We start from the raw sequence: 17947 nt of genomic DNA, 5'->3' as shown, positions 1-17947 counted from the left end.
TCACCGCCTGGCACCCGGAGCTTCCCGAGGTACTGATCCCCAGAAATTGCATCAGTACCTCGGGAAAAGAAACGCCGACCGCGTCGGGTGTCGGTCACCACCTCACTGGCGACCGGCACCCCGGCGACACGGCCGGCGTCTTGCTTTGCCCCGAGAGGGCGGTTCGGCCCGAAGGAGGGAGGTGCCGCCGTCTCATTCCGTGACCGGCAGGGGAGGTACAGTCCGGTCGCGGACGGGAGTACCGCGGTACCGCCTGGAGCCTGTGTCAGCGACCCGTCCGTCGCCGACAACAGAACGTTGTCACGGCGTGGCGGAGAGCCGCCACGCACCGGGTCAAACATTTGCATTGATCTTGACTAAGGCGACGCTCCGTATAAACGACCTCACCTTCCGTACTCCCCAGTAGAAGAAATTTGCCTTCAGCAACAACTAAATACCGTTGCGGACCAGACCGGTACCACGCCCACGCAGCTCGTCCGGGGCCGCTTACAAGACGTCCAAACCGACTCCTGCTCCGCGCGCGGCTGTACCGGACGACAGGAAGAGGTCGCTCGCGACGGCGACCGCCACACCTACCGAGGCGGTTGAGGCGTAGCTAGTACGCAGTACTCCCTGTCGTTCCGTCCGCCCGGCCACCCGGGCTCAAGTGCTACAAACGCGAGCACTCTGCAGATACGCCGAAGGGTGCTGGCAGCAACCGAACCGCAGAACGGTCACCACCGCGCCTTCAAGCATGCGGCGACGCAAGAGCCGCTCCACCGGGGTGGGAGGAGCCGCGTGGGGGTTAGTACGGGTAGGTGTCGTCTCGGCGGGTCGGGTCCATGTCCCAGAGGGAGAAGTCGACTACCTTGTGGGATTCCTCGCCGCCGGCCGGGCTGAGGCCTAGGCCGTCGTAGTCCTTCGAGCCGATGCCGTCGAGGTAGCCGAGGAGCTCGAAGGCCGAGCGGGCGTCCTCGATGTCGTCGATCACGTCGTCGTTCTGGGCTTCGTCGGAGCGGCCGCGGACGTAGGCGATGAAGGCCTCCGGGTCGGTCACCACGAAGTCGTACCGCGCCTGGTAGCTGAGGCGGATGCCGTTCTCCGGTACCAGCGGCTCCTCCAGGTCGTCGAGCTCACCGCGCTCGACCATCTCGCGATAGTCGGCCGGATCGTCGAAGTCGTCGGGGCCCAGCGGCAGGTCGTCGAGCTCGTCCGGGTCGTAGGAGTCGATGCCGAGGAAGATGTCGCCCCAGCCGCGCTCGTGCACGGCGTCGGCGAGCACCCGGGCCTGGACCCGGACGTTCTCGATCGCCGTGGTGGCCCGCAGATCGTGCAGGTCCAGAGCGTCGGCTTGTTCCAGCAGCATCTTCGCCAGTTCGCGGGCGGCCTCGGCGGCCGACGCGGGCTCAATCGGCTCACTCATGCTGCGACGGTACAACCATCGGCACATCGACCGCCGCGCCCGGTACTCCGAACGCCTCCACGAGCTCGTCCGCGTGCGGCCGGACGGAGGCGCAGAGCTCGTTCACCAGCGCCGTGATCGCCTTGCATCGTTGACCCGACAAGCGGCCGTGTTCGATGTACCAGGCCCGCTCCGCCTCGATGGTGGCGAGCGCGTGCAGGTCGTACAACTCCTTCAGCCGATCCCGCACCGGCCCCTCAGGCGCAGCCTGTACCGCGGCCAGGAACGCCTCCAGTACGACGCGCTCCACGTGCGCCCGGCCGGCCGCGATCACGTGATCCTGGCACCGGTTGAACACCTCGAACGTGTCGTCGCCGGCGTCGATGCCCTTCTTGAGTCGCCGGGCCACCCCGGCCAGCATGTGGTCCTCCCGGAACCGGACCATGCCGCAGTGGTACGCATCGTCCCGAAGCCCGGCATCAGGGTCGGCAGTGTCGTTCCGGTTCGGTACTGCGTCGCGCAGCCGCTCGACGACTGTCCGCAGCGCGGCCTTCTCGACAGCGATCTCCACCGCCTGCGCGGCGATGAACCGAGCCATCCCAAGCGGATCGAGCTTCCCGAACGACTCCCGGTAGTTGGTCAGCAGCCCTTTCGCGACCAGTTGCAGCAGCACCGTGTTGTCACCCTCGAAGGTGGTGAACACGTCGGTGTCCGCCTTCAGCGCGGCCAGCCGGTTCTCCGCGAGATAGCCCGCGCCACCGCAGGCCTCGCGGCACATCTGGATGGTCTCGGTGGCGTGCCAGGTGCCGAGCGCCTTCGTACCGGCCGCCTGCGCCTCGAGAGCCCGCTGGTCGTGCTCGTCACGATCTCCGAGCCCGCCCTCGCCATCGGTGTGGCCCTTGCTCTCGGTGTTATCCGCGCCGTTGCTGCCGAAGATCCGGACGAACTCGTCGACCAGCTCGGCCTGGGCGAAGTGCAGCGCGTACGTCCTCGCCAGCAGCGGGAGCAACCTGCGCTGATGCATCCGGTAGTCCAGCAGCAGCGCCTCCTCGGCGCTCCCGGGCGCGCCGAACTGCCGCCGCCGATCGGCGTACCGGATGGCGATGGTGAGAGCGACCTTGCTCGCGTTGATCGCGGCGCCGCCGACGGAGACCCGGCCCTGGACGAGGGTGCCGAGCATGGTGAAGAAGCGCCGGTCCGGGTTCTCGATCTCGCTCGAGTAGGTGCCCTCGGCATCCACCTGCGCGTAGCGGTCCAGCAGCGCGGTCCGTGGTACACGGACGTGGTCGAAGACGATGCGGCCGTTGTCGACGCCGTTGAGGCCGAGCTTCGGGCCGCAGTCGCTCAAGGTCACGCCCGGCATCGATTCGCCGTCCGGCGTACGGATCGGCACGAGCAGGCAGTGGACGCCGTGCGTCTCGCCGCCTACGACCAACTGGGCGAAGACCGCCGCCATCCGGCCATGCCTGGCCGCGTTGCCGATGTAATCCTTGCGCGCGGCCGGGTTCGGCGTGTGGACGACGAACTCCTCGGTCGCCGGATCGTACGTCGCGGTGGTGCCGAGCGCCTGGACGTTCGAACCATGCCCGGTCTCGGTCATCGCGAAGCAGCCGAGCAGGCGGCCATCGATCGCATCGGTCAGGTACTGCTCGTGGTGGCGGCTGGTCCCGAGGTGCAGGATCGCCCCGGCGAACAGGCCGAACTGCACCCCTGCCTTCACCATCAGTGACAGATCCCCGAAGGCCAGCGTCTCGAACCCGGCGATGAAGCCGCCCAGGTCACCCTGCCCGCCGAACTCCTTCGGGAAGCCCCGGCCGGTGTGTCCCTCGGCGGTGACCTGCTGCATCACGGCGAGCACCTGATCGCGGTACTCGTCCCGCGACAGGTCCAGCCCCGCGTTCAGCAGCCCGGCGTTCGCCGCCAGCCCGTCCCGTACTACGTCTCGCACCGCCTTGTGCGGCCCGTCCAGGTACTCCCGCAACCCCGCGCTCATGGACCAAACCTATGCCGCGGGTACTTCCAGCGGCGTAGCGACGCTCACGTTGGCAGCCTGTAGGCGAGAAAGCTCTTCGGGATCCGCGTTTGCGGCACTAGACTGCACAACATGCCGAATTTGCGGATCAGTGAGGCGGCCGCGTTGCTGGGAGTCAGCGACGACACCGTCCGGCGCTGGGTCGACCAGGGGCGGTTGCCCGCGATCCAGGACAGCGGGCGGATGGCCGTCGAGGGACGTGAGCTGGCCGCGTTCGCCCAGCAACTGGCGGAAACACCCGAGTCGGGCGCTACCACGGCCGCCTCGGCGCGGAACCGCATGCGCGGCATCGTCACCCGCGTCCTCAAGGACGGGGTGATGGCCCAGGTAGAGATGCAGGCCGGTCCGTTCCGGGTGGTCTCGTTGATGAGCCGCGAGGCCGCCGACGAGCTCGGCCTGGAGCCCGGCGTGATCGCCGTCGCCTCGATCAAGTCCACCCACGTGGTCGTCGAAATCCCGGAGGCCTGATGTTCCGCCGTACCGTCCTCATCGCCTTGGCCGCCGTCGCCGCGCCCACCCTCGTGAGCTGCGGATCGGACACCCCGGCCGCGTCGCCCTCGTCGCCCTCGTCCTCGTCCGCCTCGGCGATCTCCGGCACGGTGACCGTGTTCGCGGCGGCGTCGCTGACCGGTACGTTCACCCAACTCGGCAAGGACTTCGAGGCCGCGCACCCGGGCGTCAAGGTGGTCCTCAACTTCGCCGGCAGCTCGGCGCTGGCCCAGCAGATCAACCAGGGCGCGCCGGTGGACGTCTTCGCCTCCGCGGCCCCGAAGAACATGGACCAGGTGACCGACAAGGGCACCCCGGTCGTCTTCGTGAAGAACAAGCTGGAGATCGCCGTACCGAAGGGCAACCCGGCCAAGATCACCGGGCTCACCGACTTCGCGGACAAGGACCGCAAGATCGCCCTCTGCGCCGAGCAGGTGCCGTGCGGCGCGGCCGCGAAGAAGGTGTTCGAGATGGCGAAGATCACCCCGCAACCGGACAGCCTGGAGCAGGACGTGAAGGCCGCGCTGACCAAGGTCGGGCTGGGCGAGGTCGACGCCGCGCTGGTCTACAAGACGGACGTGGTGTCGGCGAAGGACAAGGTCGACGGGATCGAGTTCCCCGAAGCGGACTCGGCGATCAACGACTACCCCATCGCGACGCTGACCAACGCGAAGAACCCGGACGGCGGCAAGGCGTTCGTCGACTTCGTGCTCTCCGACCGTGGCAAGACCGTCCTCACCGAAGCCGGCTTCGCCGCCCCGTGAGCGTCGCCCCTGTGAGCCTCGCGCCCGTGAGCCTCGCGCCGGCGTGCGTCGGATTCGTGAGAGCTTGGCGTGCGTGAAGGGCGGGCGATGAGTGACAGACGGAGGCAGCGGCGGATCGGTGGGCGGTTGCCGCTGGTCCTGCTGCTGCCCGCGTTGCTGGGGCTCGCCTTCCTGCTCGTCCCCCTGATCGGCCTGCTCGCCCAGGCTCCCTGGTCAACCCTCCCGTCGCGGCTGTTCAGCGAGGAGGTCGGCCAGGCCCTCCGGTTGTCCTTGGTCTGCGCGAGCTCCGCCACGGTGATTTGCCTGCTCCTCGGCGTACCGCTCGCGTGGTTGCTCGCCCGTGCCGAGGTCCCTGGTCGCGGCCTGATCCGGGCGCTGGTGACGGTTCCCCTGGTGCTCCCGCCAGTGGTCGGCGGGGTCGCTCTTCTGCTGGTGCTCGGCCGGCGTGGGCTGATCGGGCAGCACCTCGACACGTGGTTCGGGATCTCCCTGCCGTTCACGACGGCCGGGGTGATCGTCGCGGAGGCGTTCGTGGCGATGCCGTTCCTGGTGATCTCGGTGGAAGGGGCCCTGCGCGCCGCGGACCCGCGGTACGAGGAGGCGGCCGCGACTCTCGGCGCCGGACGCTGGCTCACCTTCCGCCGGGTCACCCTGCCGTCGATCGCGCCGGGCATCGTGGCGGGCGCAGTACTGTGCTGGGCCCGTGCCCTCGGGGAGTTCGGCGCGACCATCACCTTCGCGGGCAACCTGCCGGGCCGGACCACGACGATGCCTCTGGCGGTCTATCTGGCGCTGGAGACGGACCCCGATGTCGCCGTCGTCCTGAGCGTGGTCCTGCTGGCGGTGTCCGTCGTGGTTCTCGCCTGCCTGCGGGAACGCTGGATCAGTGGTCTGCGATGACCCTGTACGCCGACCTGAAGGTGACCCGGGGCTCCTTCGAGCTCGACCTGGAGTTGACCGTCGAACCGGGCGAGGTGGTCGCGCTGCTCGGGCCGAACGGCGCGGGCAAGACCACGGCGCTCCGCGCGATCGCCGGGCTGCTGCCGGTCACCGCCGGGCAGATCCGGCTCGATGACGAGGTCTGGGACGAACCGCCCCGGGTGTTCCGTTCCGCCGACCGTCGGCCGATCGGGGTGGTGTTCCAGGACTACCTGCTGTTCAACCACCTGAGCGCGGTGGAGAACGTGGCCTTCGGGCTGCGTGCGCGCGGCATGGAGAAGCGGGTGGCCCGAGCCGAGGCGGCCCAATGGCTCGACACCGTCGGACTGACCGACCAGGCTCGCAGCCGTCCACGGGCACTGTCCGGAGGTCAGGCGCAGCGAGTCGCTCTGGTTCGTGCCCTGGCGACGCAGCCTTCGCTGCTGTTGCTGGACGAACCGCTGGCCGCTCTGGACGCCAGTACGAAGCTGCATGTGCGGGCGGAACTCGGGCAACACCTGTCCCGCTACGACGGCCGAACTCTCCTGGTGACGCATGATCCGCTGGACGCGATGGTGCTCGCGGATCGTCTGGTGATCGTGGAGAACGGCCGGGTCGTCCAGGAGGGTGGGCCGACGGAGATCGCCCGCCGCCCGCGGACGGAGTACGTGGCACAACTGGTCGGCCTCAACCTGTACCGCGGCGTTGCCGAGGGCACCACGGTCGTCCTCGACGGGGGTGGTTCCCTGACGATCGCGACGCCGTCTTCGGGCCCGGTCTACGTGGCCTTCCCGCCGGCGGCCGTCAGCCTCTACCCCGAGCGCCCGACCGGTACGCCGCGGAACACCTGGCCGATGGTTGTCTCCGGCATCGAACAACATGCCCACACAGTCCGGGTCCGCCTCACCCCGGACCCCAGCGCCACCCAGGACCGGGCAGCCCCGGCCGTCCTGCTCGCCGACATCACCACCGCCGCCGTGGCCGACCTCCACCTGACGCCCGGGCAACGCCTCCACGCCACCCTCAAGGCCACCGAGACGCAGACGTACCCCACGTAGTACCGGCGACGAATGTGCAACCAAAGGTTGCGCATCTGGCGTGCGCTGTACTACCGTGACGTGCAACCAAACGTTGCGGAAAGTGGGATGACCATGGAGTACGGAAGCCTCGAGCGCGAGATCAGGATCGATGCGTCACCCGAGGTGGTGTTCGAGGTGATCAGCAGTCCGGAGCATCTGAAGGAGTGGTGGCCGGACGAGGCGGACCTGGATCCGTCGCCAGGCGGCACCGGCGAGATCGTCTTCGGCGACCGGACCTCCCCCGAGGCGAACGTCGTCCAGGTCACCGTCGTTGAGGCGGAGCCGCCGCGGCTGTTCTCTTTCCGGTGGACGCACCCCAAGGGCGACGCCCCGACCCCGTCGAACTCCCTGCTGGTGACATTCCGGCTCGAGCCGTCGGGCGCCGGTACCGTCCTGCGGCTCACCGAGACCGGCTTCCGGGAGCAGGGCTGGGAGGTCACCGTGCTCGAGGAGCAGTACCAGGATCACAGCACCGGGTGGGACTACTTCCTCCCCCGGCTCGTCAAGTACACCGAACGGCTGGTCTCGAAGTCATGACTGTCACGGTCGACGACGATCTCTGGTCGGCGATCGGGGACCCGACCCGGCGGCGGATGCTCGACCTGCTGCTGGCGGACGGCGGCGGTACCGCGACCTCCCTCAGCGAGCGACTCCCCGTCACCCGGCAGGCCGTCGCCAAACATCTCGCAGTACTCGACCGCGTCGGGCTGGTCCAGGGCACACCGGCCGGACGGGAGAGGCGGTACCTGGTGGACGACGACCAACTCGCCCGCGCAGCGGCACAACTGTCCACAGTCGGCGCGACCTGGGACGCCAGGTTGCGGCGGATCAAGCGCATCGCCGAGGCGATCCAGCGCAGGAAAGAGCAGTGACCGGCGGCCCACCCGCCGACCGGCTAGTCCTTCAAACCCAAGACTGGAAAGAGGAATCGATCATGGTGGACATTCTCCACAGAGTCGGAATCACCGCGTCCCCGAACGAGGTCTACCAGGCTCTCACCACCCGCGACGGCCTGGCCGCCTGGTGGACGGACGACACGCAGGGCGAGAGCGGGATCGGGGACGTCATAAAGTTCCGCTTCCTGCCGGGCGGCTTCGACATGAAGGTGCTCGAGCTGGAGCCCGACCGGCGCGTGCTGTGGGAGGTCGTCGACGGGCCCGAGGAATGGATCGGCACGAACGTCGTCTGGGAGCTGAAGCAGGAGGGCGACTACACCATCATCCTGTTCCAGCACCTGGGCTGGAAGGAGCCGGTGGAGTTCATGTACCACTGCAGCACCAAATGGGCGATCTACCTGATGAGCCTGAAGTCTCTCGTCGAGACCGGCAAGGGCGCCCCGTCTCCCCGCGACGTCCAGATCAGCAACTGGCACTGAGCCCTCAACCGCCTGCGACTCTCGCTCCAATGGCCCTGTCCGGGTCTGGGAGCGAGAGCCGCAGGCATATTTGTGTTTCGACTTCGCTGTACTTCGGCATCGCGGGCTGGGTGGCTCGATCAGCGGGCTGCTCACGGGCTGCCGCCGGCGTCGCAGCGCATGCCGTTGTCGGACAGCACGGTGGTCGGCGCGCCCTGCCGCTCGAGCTCGGCCTCCGCTTTGGCCATCGCGGTGGCTCCGTAGCGGTGACGCACCGGCGGAACGCTGATGAACGCGGCGGCGACCAGCAGCTGCATGACGGCGATCAGACGGTAGTCCCCGACTTGAACAGTGTGCAAGTGGGTCCCGGAGGCTCTCTGCCGCAGAAAATGTCGGCGGATCGTCCTAGCGTGTTCTCCGCGGTAGATCCCGCGTCCGACCAGCTAGGAGATCGTCATGACCACGCTGTCCGATCGACCCAACACCGCCCTGCTGGTCATCGACGTCCAGAACGGCGTCGTGACCGGCACCCACGAGCGAGACGCAGTCGTCGCGAACATCGGCACCCTCGTCGAGAAGGCACGCGAGGAGGACGTCCCGATCGTCTGGGTCGCGCACAACAGCGAGAACCTGCCCAAGGACAGCGACGACTGGCAGTACGTGCCCGAACTGCCGCGCCAGGAGTCCGAGGCGCTGGTCCACAAGACGTACGCCGACTCCTTCGAGGACACCGACCTGGAGCAGGTCCTGGCCGAGGCCGGCATCGGCCGCCTGATCGTGACCGGCGCCCAGACCGACGAGTGCATCCGCTCCACCATCCACGGCGCCTTCGTCCGCGGCTACGACGTCACCTTGGTCGGCGACGCCCACACCACCGAGGACCAGTCCGAGTGGGGCGCCCCGCCCCCCGACAAGGTCATCGCCCACACCAACCTCTACTGGCAGTACCACACCGCCCCCGGCCGCACCGCCGGCGTCACCGAAACCAAGAACGTCGACTTCAAGAGCTGATCTGCCAGTCGGCGCCGGCTAGTAGCTGGTGGTGCCGTCGAGCAGTTCGCGAAGGGCATCAAGGTGGCCGAGGTGACGAGCGGTCTCCTCGATCAGGTGCGTCACGATCCACCGCAACGACACCAACTCCAGCCCGGCGGGCGCCCACGCCTCCAGATCATCGAACTGGGAGGCGGAGACGATCTCGTTGGATCGGACGCATTGGGCTTCGTACTCACCCAGTAGCCGCTCGAGCGAGGCTCGTGGATGATCTTCCAGGTCGAGAGGATCCTCGGTCGCGAGCTTTCGCGCCCCCAGGAAGCTCACCTCAAACCAGGCAAGCTCCACCCACCGAAGATGCGCGACCACCGTCGCCACGGTCATCCGCGGCGACGAGGGAAGCGGCGCCAACCGAGCTTCTTCTTCCGACAGCCCGACGCACTTCAACCTGACAGTCGCCCGCTGCCAGTCCAGCCAGCCGACAAGCATCGCCCGCTCATCTGCCGTGCCTAGCGGCCGCTCACGAGTCACCCGCCGATCGTAGGGGCTGCGATCCACCTGGATTCTGATCCCGGCCGGCACCAGCCGCAAACGACGTCAGCCCACTGAGCAGGACTCCCACGCAATGCACGGCAACTCAGCCGACTCCCCCTCGCACTCACTGAGCCGCGACGCAGGAGCCGCGACGCCCGGGCGGACGGCGTACGGACCGACAGGAAGTACGCGTTCTCTCTGCGCCTCAGCTGCCTCGGTGAGCGTGGAGGTTGACGTCGTGAGCGACCTCTACCTGTCGCTCGGTACAGCCGTGCCGGTGCAGCACCTCGGTGAGTGCCTTGTGAGCGAGCCGGGCCGTCTCCCCCCTTGGTCGCGGGGGTTGTCACCGCTCCGGCCCGTCCGGCGATCGCCCACTCAACCGCGACCACCCTGGCGTCTCCTGAGCTGCGACGCACGAGTGGCGGCTCCGAGCGGGCGGGAGCGGCGACGGAGGAGGCGCGATCCGAGGGGGGTGGGAGGGGGCGCGGGGGTTGGAGAGCGGGAAGTTGCCGGGTGCAACTACCAGGGGGGCGGATACTGGAGGGACTGGTCCGGTCCGGCGAGGGGAGTTGTCGTGGGTGAGCCGAGTACGCAGTGGCGTGAAGTGGTTCTGCCGGACGAGGGTGAGAGGCATGAGCGGCAGGCAGCGGTCTTCCGGGAGATGCAGCAGCGCAAGGACACGCAGTACGGGACCGGGCGGGCTCTGCATCGCAAGCAGGTGGCGGCGCTGCGGGCGATGCTGGAGGTGCCGGCGGAGCTGCCCGACCATGCCAGGCAGGGGATCTTCTCGAACCCGGACAAGTACGACGCCTGGGTGCGGCTCTCGAACGGCGGGTTCAACCGTGCGCCGGACCAGGCGCCCGACATCCGCGGCTTCGCGATCAAGGTGCTCGGCGTCAACGGCGCGGCGGCGCTCGGCGGCGAGGCGGTCTCGCAGGACTTCGCGTTGATCAACCACGAGCGATTCAGCTCCGCGACCAGCGAGGACTTCGTCACCGTCGTCACCACCGGGTCCGGCACCACGGGCCAGATCCTCCTGAAAGCCATCAAGCGGCCCAGCATCGTCCCGCAGCTCAGGACCGTCTCGGCCGCCCTCAAGGTCCCGTTCAGCGGATTCGCCACCACCGACTTCTTCAGCGCCGCCCCGATCAGCTTCGGCCCGTACGCCGTACGCATCAAGCTGGTCGCCGCCTCCAGCGAGCCGGATCCGGCCGCGAGGGAGGACTGGGGCGCCGACATCTACCGCCGGCTCGCCAACGGCCCGCTGCGCTACGACGTCCAGGCCCAGTTCTTCAGCGACGAGCAGTCCACCCCGATCGAGGACGCGTCGGTCAACTGGCAGGCGCCGTACCTGTCGATCGGCAGGCTCACCATCCCCCGGCAGACCAGGGACGAGACGTTCGACGAGGAGGTCGAGGCGGCCAAGTTCGACCCGTGGAACGCGCTGGTCGAGCACCGCCCGCTGGGCGAGGTGATGCGGGCCCGCAAGGTCGCGTACTTCGCCAGCCAGGAGAACCGGTCCGCGAAGTGATCGCTGTGTACAAGCACTCCTGATCGGACAGCAAGACTCGCTACGATCAAATCCAGGTCGAGTTACGATCCGTTACTACACCGCCACGAATTGCCATGATGTAACGCCGCTTTCACCGCTCGGAGTGATCGCTGTGTAACAAAAGATGGTTACTTACTCACTCGTAGCGTGTGTGTTCTTCACGCCCTAGTCGTGACGTCATGCACTACGCCAGCCCTCCTCGCGATGCCCAAGATGTGCCGGGGCACCGAATGAGAGGGGGAAGAACCGCCATGCGAGGTTACGAGCTCTACTGCCTGGCCGACCGGCGTTTCTACGAGACCCCGACCAATCGGGGCGCCGAGCATCCGGACTTCGCGCTGTGTGCGCGGCCTGTGCCGGACGGCTGGGACCACATCCCCGGCGACACCTGGATGCACTACGCGCCGAGCGACCGCCGGCTCGCACTGGCGGACGACCAGGGCCGGCTGGTTCCCGACCACCGGGGCCCGACGTTCTCCACCCCGCCTGGGTGCGGCTGCCGTCCTTCCTGGAATCCCACCTGGAAGCCCGCAACTCCGTCACCACCAGCGAGCTCGCGTACACGATCGAAGGCGTCATCCAGTTCTCCAACGGCGGCGGCGTGTACGTCGGCCACCACAACGAGACCTGCGCCTGGATCGTGCTCAAGGAGGGTCGCCCGCTGGCGGGTCTCGACATGAGCGCCCGTGACGCCGTCGCCCGGATCGGCCACGAGCGGGACATCCTGCACCGCCTCGAGGGTCTCGAGGTGGTCCCGCAAGTGCACGACTACTTCGAGCTGGGCGGGCACCACCTCCTGGTCCAGGAGTTCGTCGACGCGAACCCTCTGCAGCGAGAGCTGGTCCGCCGCTACCCGCTGACCCACCCAGACGCGACCGAGGCCGAGCTGGCCGAGTACGCCGACTGGGCCGCGCGGATGGTCTCCGACGTCCGGCGGGCGGTCAAGGAACTCCACGGCCGCGGAGTCGTGTTCTGCGACCTCCGCCCGGACAACGTGCTCCTCGGAGACGGCGACCGGCTGGTGCTGATCGACTTCGAGGTCGCCACGCTCGTCGAGGACCAGGCTCGCTCCGCTCTGGCCCACCCGGGCTACGCGGCGCCAGCTCACCGGCAGGGTGCGGACGTGGACCTCTACGCGCTGGCCTGCATCACGCTCGGCATGTTCGCCCCGCAGACGACGATGCTGCTGAATCTCCATCCAGGCAAGGCGTTCCACGCCCCGCCGGGCGACGGAACCCCCGAGAACGGGAGGGAGACACCCGTGCGGCAACTCGAACTGAGCTATCCCGACGCCGAGCGTCTACCGCTCGTCGACTACCTGCACGGCCACGCCGTCCCCGATCCCTACCGCTGGCTGGAAGGCGCCGCCTCGCCGGAAACCCAGCAGTGGCAGGCGATCCAGGACCAGCTCTGGCTCAACCACGCGGTCGGGCTCCCCGGCCGTTACAAGCTCCGCAGCCGGCTCAAGGCACTCTCCAGCGTCGGCACCGTCTCCGCGCCACTCTGGCGAGGCGATCGCTGCTTCCTGGTCCGCCGCTCCGCCGAGCAGGAACACCCGGTCCTGTACTGCGATGACGCGGTGCTGCTGGATCCCGCGCACCTCGACCCGAGCGGACTCACCTCACTCGACAGCTGGCAGCCCTCCCCGGACGGCTCTCTGCTCGCGTTCCAGGTCTCCCGTGGCGGCGACGAGCAGTCCGTCCTGCGCGTGCTCGACGTGACCACTGGCCAGGTGGTGGACGACCCGCTCGACGGCTGCCGCTACTCCCCCGTCGCCTGGCTCCCGGACGGGAAGTCCTTCTACTACGTGCGATTCCGCCAGGTCCGGCGACACCACCTCGGCGCGGGCGAGGATGAACTCGTGCTCGCCGACGAAGCGTCGTACGGGCTGGATCTGAGTGCGGACGGCCGGTGGCTGACGATCTCGGCCGCCCGGGGTACGGCGAACGATCTCTGGCTCGCCGATCTGAGCAAGGACGAACCACCTGCCGTGGTGCAGCAGGGCGTCGACGCGATCACGGTGATGTCGGTCGGCTGCGATGGGCGCCTTTACGTCGTGACCACGCGCGACGCGCCGACCGGGCGGATCTGCGTGGGTGATCCCGAGAATCCGCTGGTGTGGCACGACTACGTGCCGGCCGATCCCGACGCGCCACTGAGCAGCCTGGCGATCCTCGACAAGGTCGTCCTGGTCGGTCGGACCCGCAACGCGAGCGGCGAGATCGCGATCCACGACCTGGTCACCGGACGCAAGCTCGGCGAGGTCCCGCTGCCCGGGATCGGCTCGGTCGGTTCGCTGATGACCCGGCCGGAAGGCGGCCACGAAGCCTGGTTCTCCTACACCGACAGCATCACTCCGTCGGCCGTCTACTGCTACGACGCCACCTCAGCCCGTACGACGCTGTGGTCCCACCCGCCCGGCGCGATCGCAGTACCGGAGGCTGAGTCGCGGGAGGTCGAGTTCACCTCGCCCGACGGCACCGAGCTCCAGATGACGGTGATCGGCAAGCCTGGTCATCACGGCCCGCGGCCCACGATCCTCTATGGCTATGGAGGTTTCGGCCAGTCGCTGACGCCGACGTACTCCGCCTTCACACTCGCGTGGGTCGAGGCGGGCGGCGTGTTCGTGACGGCGAACCTGCGTGGCGGCGGTGAGCGCGGCGCCGACTGGCACAAGGCCGGCACGCTCGACCAGAAGCAGAACGTTTTCGACGACTTCATCGCTGCGGCCGAAACCCTGATCGTGGAAGGCTGGACGACCTCCGAGCAACTCGCGTTGTGTGGCGAGTCGAATGGCGGTCTCCTCGTAGGTGCCGCGCTGACGCAACGCCCGGAGCTCTTCGCAGCGGCCGTGTGCTCGGCACCGCTGCTGGACATGGTCCGCTACGAGTTGTCCGGCCTTGGTGAGAGCTGGGTGCCGGAGTTCGGATCCGCCTCGGATCCCGCCCAGCTGGACAACCTGCTGGCCTACTCGCCCTACCACCGGGTGAAGCCTGGCGTGAGGTATCCGGCTGTACTGCTCACCGCGTTCGGCAGTGATGCGCGAGTGGATCCGCTGCATGCTCGCAAGATGTGTGCCGCGCTTCAGCATGCGACAGACGGTCAGCGACCTGTATTGCTGCGGCTGGAGCGAGACTCGGGCCACGCGGCCGGCTCAGCCAGCAAGGGCATCGGACTGGCAGCCGACATCCTGGCCTTCCTCGGCCACCACACCGGACTCCTTCGGTGACCACCACCTTCGGTTCGGTCGCGCGGCACGGCAGAGATCCAGCGGGCCGCCGAGGTATTCGCTGTCGAATCCGTTGCCCACGGCACCCTTCCGTTGCCGGCCGGACCGGGGCGGTTGACCTTCGACGGCGTCTGCGGGCCCGGCGCATCCTCGTCCTCGACGGCAACAAAGCTGCCATCGGCAACCACACGACATTGCTGAGGTCGTCGCGGCTCTACCGGGAACTGCTCGGCCACTGGCAGCCGGGAGGTGATCAGATCCAGCCCGCGTCCTGAGCTTTACGGATCGCCTCGATCCGGCTGCGCGCACCTGTCTTGGCCAAGATCCGGGACAGGTAGTTCCGTACTGTGCCGGCGCTCAGACTGAGCGTGCGGGCGATCTCCTGTGCGGTCGCGCCGGTCATGACCTGCCGCAGTACTTCGCACTCGCGATCCGTCAGCGGATTGTCACCGGCCTTGAGCGCGGCGACGGCGAGCCGGACATCGACCACGGGCAGACCCTTCGCGACGTCCCGGATCGCCTCGACCAACTGGTCGGTGGACGAGTCGGTCGCGATCAGCCCGATCCGCGGCACCTGCTTGACCAGCGCGAGACTGGTCGCGGCGATCGCCTCGTGGTCGATCAGCACCAGCACACCGCGGCCGGTCAGCTTCCGGCACAGATCCTCGATCCCGATCTTGCCGGGTAGTTGCGGATCGAGCAGCACCACGTGCGGCCGCCGGCTGACCGCCGGCAGCACGTCGTCCGAGCGGTCCAGCTCGGCCACCACGTCCAGATCGGCCTGCATGGACAACACCGCGGCCAGTGCGCCTCGCACCATCGTGCCGTGGTGGCCGAGGACTACTCGGATCACCGCTCGCTCGCCCCCATCACTCGATCGCCTCAACCCACGCCGCGGCCACCGAGAGCGTTCGATCCGTCACGGACGGATCAACGCGGCACTCGGAGCAGCCAGGCCCGTGACTCGAACAACGAGCGAGCAGCGCGGATGACACGCACGAATACCGGAATCCGGGCGGACTGGCGGCGGCGGGCGGAGTGGGATGATTGGACCGCCCGAAGCGGGGAAGAATGGTTGATTCCCCGCCTGACGAGGGTCCCGGAAACCGTTCTGTTGTTGAGGTTTCGCGCTCTCACAGACGCCGAAAAATCTTGTCCTGATTCGGCGAGGACCCTTGCGTTCGGCGCCCGTCTCGCGCACGATGGGCCGGTCACGTCGTTACCGTCACGTGATCATTCGGACGCCGTCCCGTGATATCGGCCGGATGTCGGTCCCCTGCACCCGGGAAGGGAGTGGTACCTCACCAGACTGCGGAGCCCGGTGCGGCCACTCGCTAGGGAGCGGCCGGCGATCCGAGCCTCACGCACCCAGGTGACGTCCACCTTCGTCTCGCCCCGGTCCGCACTTCCCGGCGCGAGGTTCTCGGGGTAAGTGCGCACGCGGCTGAATCATCCGGGCTGGAGAAATCCACCATGCCCAGCTCATGAGGAGCATCTGATGTCCAAAGCTCGACACGCCCGTCCCCGCCGAAGTACCCGGCGGGTCGTCCGGACCATCTCCATCGCCGGCCTCGGGGCCGGCATCACGGCCGCCGGCGCCGGTGCCGCGTTCGCCACCGACTACACGGTCAAGTCCGGTGACACCCTCTCCGAGATCGCCCAGGCCAACGGCGCCGACTGGCACGAGTTGGCGAGACTGAACAACCTGAAGGATCCGGACCTGATCCTGATCGGTCAGACCCTCCAGCTCGACGGTGTGAGGAAGTCCACCGTCCGGCACACGGAGCGGCGGGCCAAGACCACCAAGTCGACGAAGAGCCAGTCGTCCAAGAGCCAGTCGTCGAGGCCGAAGAGGACCAAGACCGTCAAGAAGGCTCGCGCGCCCCGCTCCGACACCCGTGCCAGCGGCGGCAGTGCGAACATGAGCTCGGGCTGGCGCAAGGTCGCCAACTGCGAGTCGGGCGGCAACTCCCGGGCGGTGAACCCGGCGGGCTACTACGGCCTGTTCCAGTTCGACATGAGGACCTGGCGCAGCGTCGGCGGCTCCGGCAACCCGGCGAGTGCCTCGGCCGGCGAACAGTTGATGCGGGCAAAGAAGCTGTACTCCCAGCGCGGCGCCTCCCCCTGGCCCGTCTGCGGACGCTTCCTGCGCTAACCCTCCACAGCAGTCGAATCCCCTCCGTACTGCGGGGCGGCGGCGACCACTGCCGCCTTGTGGCACGGACACCACCGTCGCCCCGCGCCACGGATCCCTCCGCCCTGTGGCACGGGGCGACCGGGTGCGCCAGGCCCGCAGTACAGACGATCAGCGGGTCAGGACCAGCATCTGGTCGGCGCCGACCTGGAACTCGTAGGGCACCTTGCGGAACTCGGCCGTGACCTCGGGCAACGCCTCGAGCAGGTCGGGCAGATACGCGACCGGTTCGCCCGCACCCTGATGGACGAGCGGGAAGATCCGCACCTCCGAACGGCTGACCCGGATGAGCTCCCGGAGCGCGGCGAGATGCCAGTCCCGGTCGTACTTGTCGGCCCAGGTGAAGAGCAGGTGCGAGCACAGCACCAGGTCGAAGCGCTCGTCCTCGAACGGCAAGTCCGGCAGACTCCCCGCGACATACCGCTCGGGAGCCACCGCCACGTCCTGCAGGAACTTGTCGGCCGCGTGAATCCGCAGTTCGTCCTTGCGCCCGGGGTCGCCGTACCAGGTCCACACGAAGCTCGCGGCGTGCTCGTCGACGATGCCGGCCGTGGCGGGGAGACTGCGCCGTACGGTGTCGACCAGTTCGGCGGGCGGCAGGTCGTAGGCGGGATCGACCGCCACCGCGTCGACGCCACGTTCGGCGGCCTCCGCGGTGAAACTCGCACCCCCGGCACAACAGTCGAGCACCGAGCCGGAGAGGTCGGACAGGTCGAACATCGCCTCGTACTCGGCATACGAGCGAGACGTCACCAGCACGGCACTCACTACCTCTCAACGGGGGTCTTCTGGCCTATCCGGCGATCGAGGAAGGTGGCCCCGGCCGCCAGCGCCAGGAACAGTAGCGCGACGAGCAGACAGTTCAGCAGGACCTGCCCGTAGCCGTGCAGGCTGACATCGGTGAACGGGTAGGGGTAGAACCCGGTCCCCTCGCCGCGGATCAACGTGAAGGCCAGCCAGAGCAGCGGGTACACGATCGACCAGGCGACGATCCGGCCGTCGGTCTGCCGCCGCGGCCCGAACAGCAGCCACCCCAGTACGCCGAGCAGCGGGGTGACAGTGTGGACCAGGACATTCGTGAAGGCGCCCCAGCCGGACAGCTCATCGGTCGCGGCCAGCACCAGGTGGTAGACGATGCCGGTCACCGCGATGCAGAGAACTCCGTTGAGCCGGAGCGTCCGGAACACCACCCCCCGCGGCCGGTCGGGATCCATCGCCAGCAGCAGACAGGTCGCCCCGAGCAGCAGGTTGGACTGGATGGTGAAGTAGGCGAACACATTGAGCACGCGCTCCGGGTTGTCCGGGTAGAAACCCTCGGTGCCGTTCGCGGTCACGAACAACTGGACCACGATGCCGAGCGCAACCACCAGCGCGGTGACACCGAACCAGACCCGCCCTGCCACGGACTTCGTCATGTCCGTCAATGTACGG

18 protein-coding genes are annotated in these 17947 nt (G+C 68.2%); 11 read left to right on the top strand and 7 right to left on the bottom strand.

What is annotated here, in order from left to right:
• Positions 1-784: 784 nt before the first annotated feature.
• Together EV648_RS01760 and EV648_RS01755 are read right to left on the bottom strand one after the other, a co-directional pair.
• Positions 785-1402, bottom strand: coding sequence for a hypothetical protein (locus tag EV648_RS01760; protein ID WP_132284333.1), 618 nt, complete (start codon positions 1400-1402; stop codon positions 785-787).
• Entirely contained in the window at positions 1395-3374 is a 1980-nt protein-coding gene (locus tag EV648_RS01755) for an acyl-CoA dehydrogenase (RefSeq protein WP_132284331.1), read from the bottom strand. Before EV648_RS01755 ends, EV648_RS01760 begins: the two co-directional genes overlap by 8 nt.
• A 111-nt stretch (positions 3375-3485) precedes the next feature.
• Between EV648_RS01755 and EV648_RS01750 the strand changes: the two genes are divergently transcribed.
• The 7 genes from EV648_RS01750 to EV648_RS01720 all read left to right on the top strand — a co-directional run bounded on the left by EV648_RS01750 (position 3486) and on the right by EV648_RS01720 (position 8038).
• On the top strand, positions 3486-3881 hold the full coding sequence (locus EV648_RS01750) for a molybdopterin-binding protein (protein ID WP_132189555.1): 396 nt from the start codon (positions 3486-3488) through the stop codon (positions 3879-3881).
• Positions 3881-4666 (top strand): molybdate ABC transporter substrate-binding protein, encoded by a 786-nt coding sequence (gene modA, locus EV648_RS01745; protein WP_132284329.1) that lies wholly within the window; start codon positions 3881-3883, stop codon positions 4664-4666. Before EV648_RS01750 ends, modA begins: the two co-directional genes overlap by 1 nt.
• 87 nt (positions 4667-4753) lie before the next feature.
• Positions 4754-5566, top strand: a complete 813-nt coding sequence (modB, locus tag EV648_RS01740; RefSeq protein ID WP_132284326.1) for a molybdate ABC transporter permease subunit — start codon at positions 4754-4756, stop codon at positions 5564-5566.
• Positions 5563-6642, top strand: a complete 1080-nt coding sequence (locus EV648_RS01735) for a sulfate/molybdate ABC transporter ATP-binding protein (RefSeq protein ID WP_132284324.1) — start codon at positions 5563-5565, stop codon at positions 6640-6642. Before modB ends, EV648_RS01735 begins: the two co-directional genes overlap by 4 nt.
• Before the next feature lie 93 nt (positions 6643-6735).
• Entirely contained in the window at positions 6736-7200 is a 465-nt protein-coding gene (locus EV648_RS01730) for an SRPBCC family protein (protein WP_132284322.1), read from the top strand.
• Entirely contained in the window at positions 7197-7535 is a 339-nt protein-coding gene (locus EV648_RS01725) for a metalloregulator ArsR/SmtB family transcription factor (protein WP_132284320.1), read from the top strand. The genes EV648_RS01730 and EV648_RS01725 overlap by 4 nt, the downstream gene beginning before the upstream one ends.
• Positions 7536-7597: 62 nt before the next feature.
• The gene (locus tag EV648_RS01720; protein WP_132284318.1) at positions 7598-8038 is read left to right on the top strand and encodes an SRPBCC domain-containing protein; all 441 of its coding nucleotides are present in this window, start codon (positions 7598-7600) and stop codon (positions 8036-8038) included.
• 131 nt (positions 8039-8169) lie between these two features.
• Here the strand turns inward: EV648_RS01720 and EV648_RS42385 are convergent, their stop codons facing one another.
• Positions 8170-8334 carry a hypothetical protein gene (locus EV648_RS42385; protein ID WP_158293874.1) on the bottom strand — a complete coding sequence of 55 codons (165 nt, stop codon included), beginning with the start codon at positions 8332-8334 and terminating at the stop codon, positions 8170-8172.
• A 139-nt stretch (positions 8335-8473) separates the two neighbouring features.
• Here EV648_RS42385 and EV648_RS01715 point away from each other — a divergent pair, with 139 nt between their 5' ends.
• Positions 8474-9028: a cysteine hydrolase family protein gene (locus EV648_RS01715; protein ID WP_132284316.1), complete on the top strand. Its 555-nt coding sequence runs from the start codon at positions 8474-8476 to the stop codon at positions 9026-9028.
• An 18-nt stretch (positions 9029-9046) separates the two neighbouring features.
• Here the strand turns inward: EV648_RS01715 and EV648_RS01710 are convergent, their stop codons facing one another.
• A complete protein-coding gene (locus EV648_RS01710) occupies positions 9047-9538 on the bottom strand; it encodes a DinB family protein (RefSeq protein WP_370452687.1) in 492 nt (163 codons plus the stop codon).
• Positions 9539-10115: 577 nt separating this feature from the next.
• On the opposite strand from EV648_RS01710, the gene EV648_RS01705 reads away from it, so the two are divergent.
• The gene (locus tag EV648_RS01705; RefSeq protein WP_241994812.1) at positions 10116-11072 is read left to right on the top strand and encodes a hypothetical protein; all 957 of its coding nucleotides are present in this window, start codon (positions 10116-10118) and stop codon (positions 11070-11072) included.
• A 511-nt stretch (positions 11073-11583) separates the two neighbouring features.
• Positions 11584-14322, top strand: coding sequence for a prolyl oligopeptidase family serine peptidase (locus tag EV648_RS01695; RefSeq protein WP_241994811.1), 2739 nt, complete (start codon positions 11584-11586; stop codon positions 14320-14322).
• 253 nt (positions 14323-14575) lie between these two features.
• Here EV648_RS01695 and EV648_RS01685 read toward each other — a convergent pair whose 3' ends face one another.
• The gene (locus EV648_RS01685; protein WP_132284314.1) at positions 14576-15175 is read right to left on the bottom strand and encodes a response regulator transcription factor; all 600 of its coding nucleotides are present in this window, start codon (positions 15173-15175) and stop codon (positions 14576-14578) included.
• Positions 15176-15820: 645 nt separating this feature from the next.
• Here EV648_RS01685 and EV648_RS01680 point away from each other — a divergent pair.
• The gene (locus tag EV648_RS01680; protein WP_132284312.1) at positions 15821-16477 is read left to right on the top strand and encodes a transglycosylase family protein; all 657 of its coding nucleotides are present in this window, start codon (positions 15821-15823) and stop codon (positions 16475-16477) included.
• A 150-nt stretch (positions 16478-16627) separates the two neighbouring features.
• Here EV648_RS01680 and EV648_RS01675 read toward each other — a convergent pair whose 3' ends face one another.
• Together EV648_RS01675 and EV648_RS01670 are read right to left on the bottom strand one after the other, a co-directional pair.
• Positions 16628-17275, bottom strand: coding sequence for a class I SAM-dependent methyltransferase (locus EV648_RS01675; RefSeq protein WP_132284310.1), 648 nt, complete (start codon positions 17273-17275; stop codon positions 16628-16630).
• Positions 17276-17283: 8 nt separating this feature from the next.
• On the bottom strand, positions 17284-17931 hold the full coding sequence (locus EV648_RS01670; protein WP_132284308.1) for a Pr6Pr family membrane protein: 648 nt from the start codon (positions 17929-17931) through the stop codon (positions 17284-17286).
• Positions 17932-17947 lie beyond the last annotated feature (16 nt).

Source organism: Kribbella sp. VKM Ac-2568 (genome assembly GCF_004345365.1).
Taxonomy (GTDB): domain Bacteria; phylum Actinomycetota; class Actinomycetes; order Propionibacteriales; family Kribbellaceae; genus Kribbella; species Kribbella orskensis.
The sequence above is the reverse complement of the archived record's forward strand: the minus strand, read 5'-3'. Positions and strand labels throughout refer to the sequence as shown.

Excerpts from the sequence above, each read along its gene's own strand:
- EV648_RS01760 (WP_132284333.1), bottom strand. The coding sequence starts at position 1,402 with ATGAGTGAGCCGATTGAGCCCGCGTCGGCCGCCGAGGCCGCCCGCGAA.
- EV648_RS01755 (WP_132284331.1), bottom strand. The coding sequence starts at position 3,374 with ATGAGCGCGGGGTTGCGGGAGTACCTGGACGGGCCGCACAAGGCGGTG.
- EV648_RS01750 (WP_132189555.1), top strand. The coding sequence starts at position 3,486 with ATGCCGAATTTGCGGATCAGTGAGGCGGCCGCGTTGCTGGGAGTCAGC.
- modA (WP_132284329.1), top strand. The coding sequence starts at position 3,881 with ATGTTCCGCCGTACCGTCCTCATCGCCTTGGCCGCCGTCGCCGCGCCC.
- modB (WP_132284326.1), top strand. The coding sequence starts at position 4,754 with ATGAGTGACAGACGGAGGCAGCGGCGGATCGGTGGGCGGTTGCCGCTG.
- EV648_RS01735 (WP_132284324.1), top strand. The coding sequence starts at position 5,563 with ATGACCCTGTACGCCGACCTGAAGGTGACCCGGGGCTCCTTCGAGCTC.
- EV648_RS01730 (WP_132284322.1), top strand. The coding sequence starts at position 6,736 with ATGGAGTACGGAAGCCTCGAGCGCGAGATCAGGATCGATGCGTCACCC.
- EV648_RS01725 (WP_132284320.1), top strand. The coding sequence starts at position 7,197 with ATGACTGTCACGGTCGACGACGATCTCTGGTCGGCGATCGGGGACCCG.
- EV648_RS01720 (WP_132284318.1), top strand. The coding sequence starts at position 7,598 with ATGGTGGACATTCTCCACAGAGTCGGAATCACCGCGTCCCCGAACGAG.
- EV648_RS42385 (WP_158293874.1), bottom strand. The coding sequence starts at position 8,334 with ATGCAGCTGCTGGTCGCCGCCGCGTTCATCAGCGTTCCGCCGGTGCGT.
- EV648_RS01715 (WP_132284316.1), top strand. The coding sequence starts at position 8,474 with ATGACCACGCTGTCCGATCGACCCAACACCGCCCTGCTGGTCATCGAC.
- EV648_RS01680 (WP_132284312.1), top strand. The coding sequence starts at position 15,821 with ATGTCCAAAGCTCGACACGCCCGTCCCCGCCGAAGTACCCGGCGGGTC.
- EV648_RS01670 (WP_132284308.1), bottom strand. The coding sequence starts at position 17,931 with ATGACGAAGTCCGTGGCAGGGCGGGTCTGGTTCGGTGTCACCGCGCTG.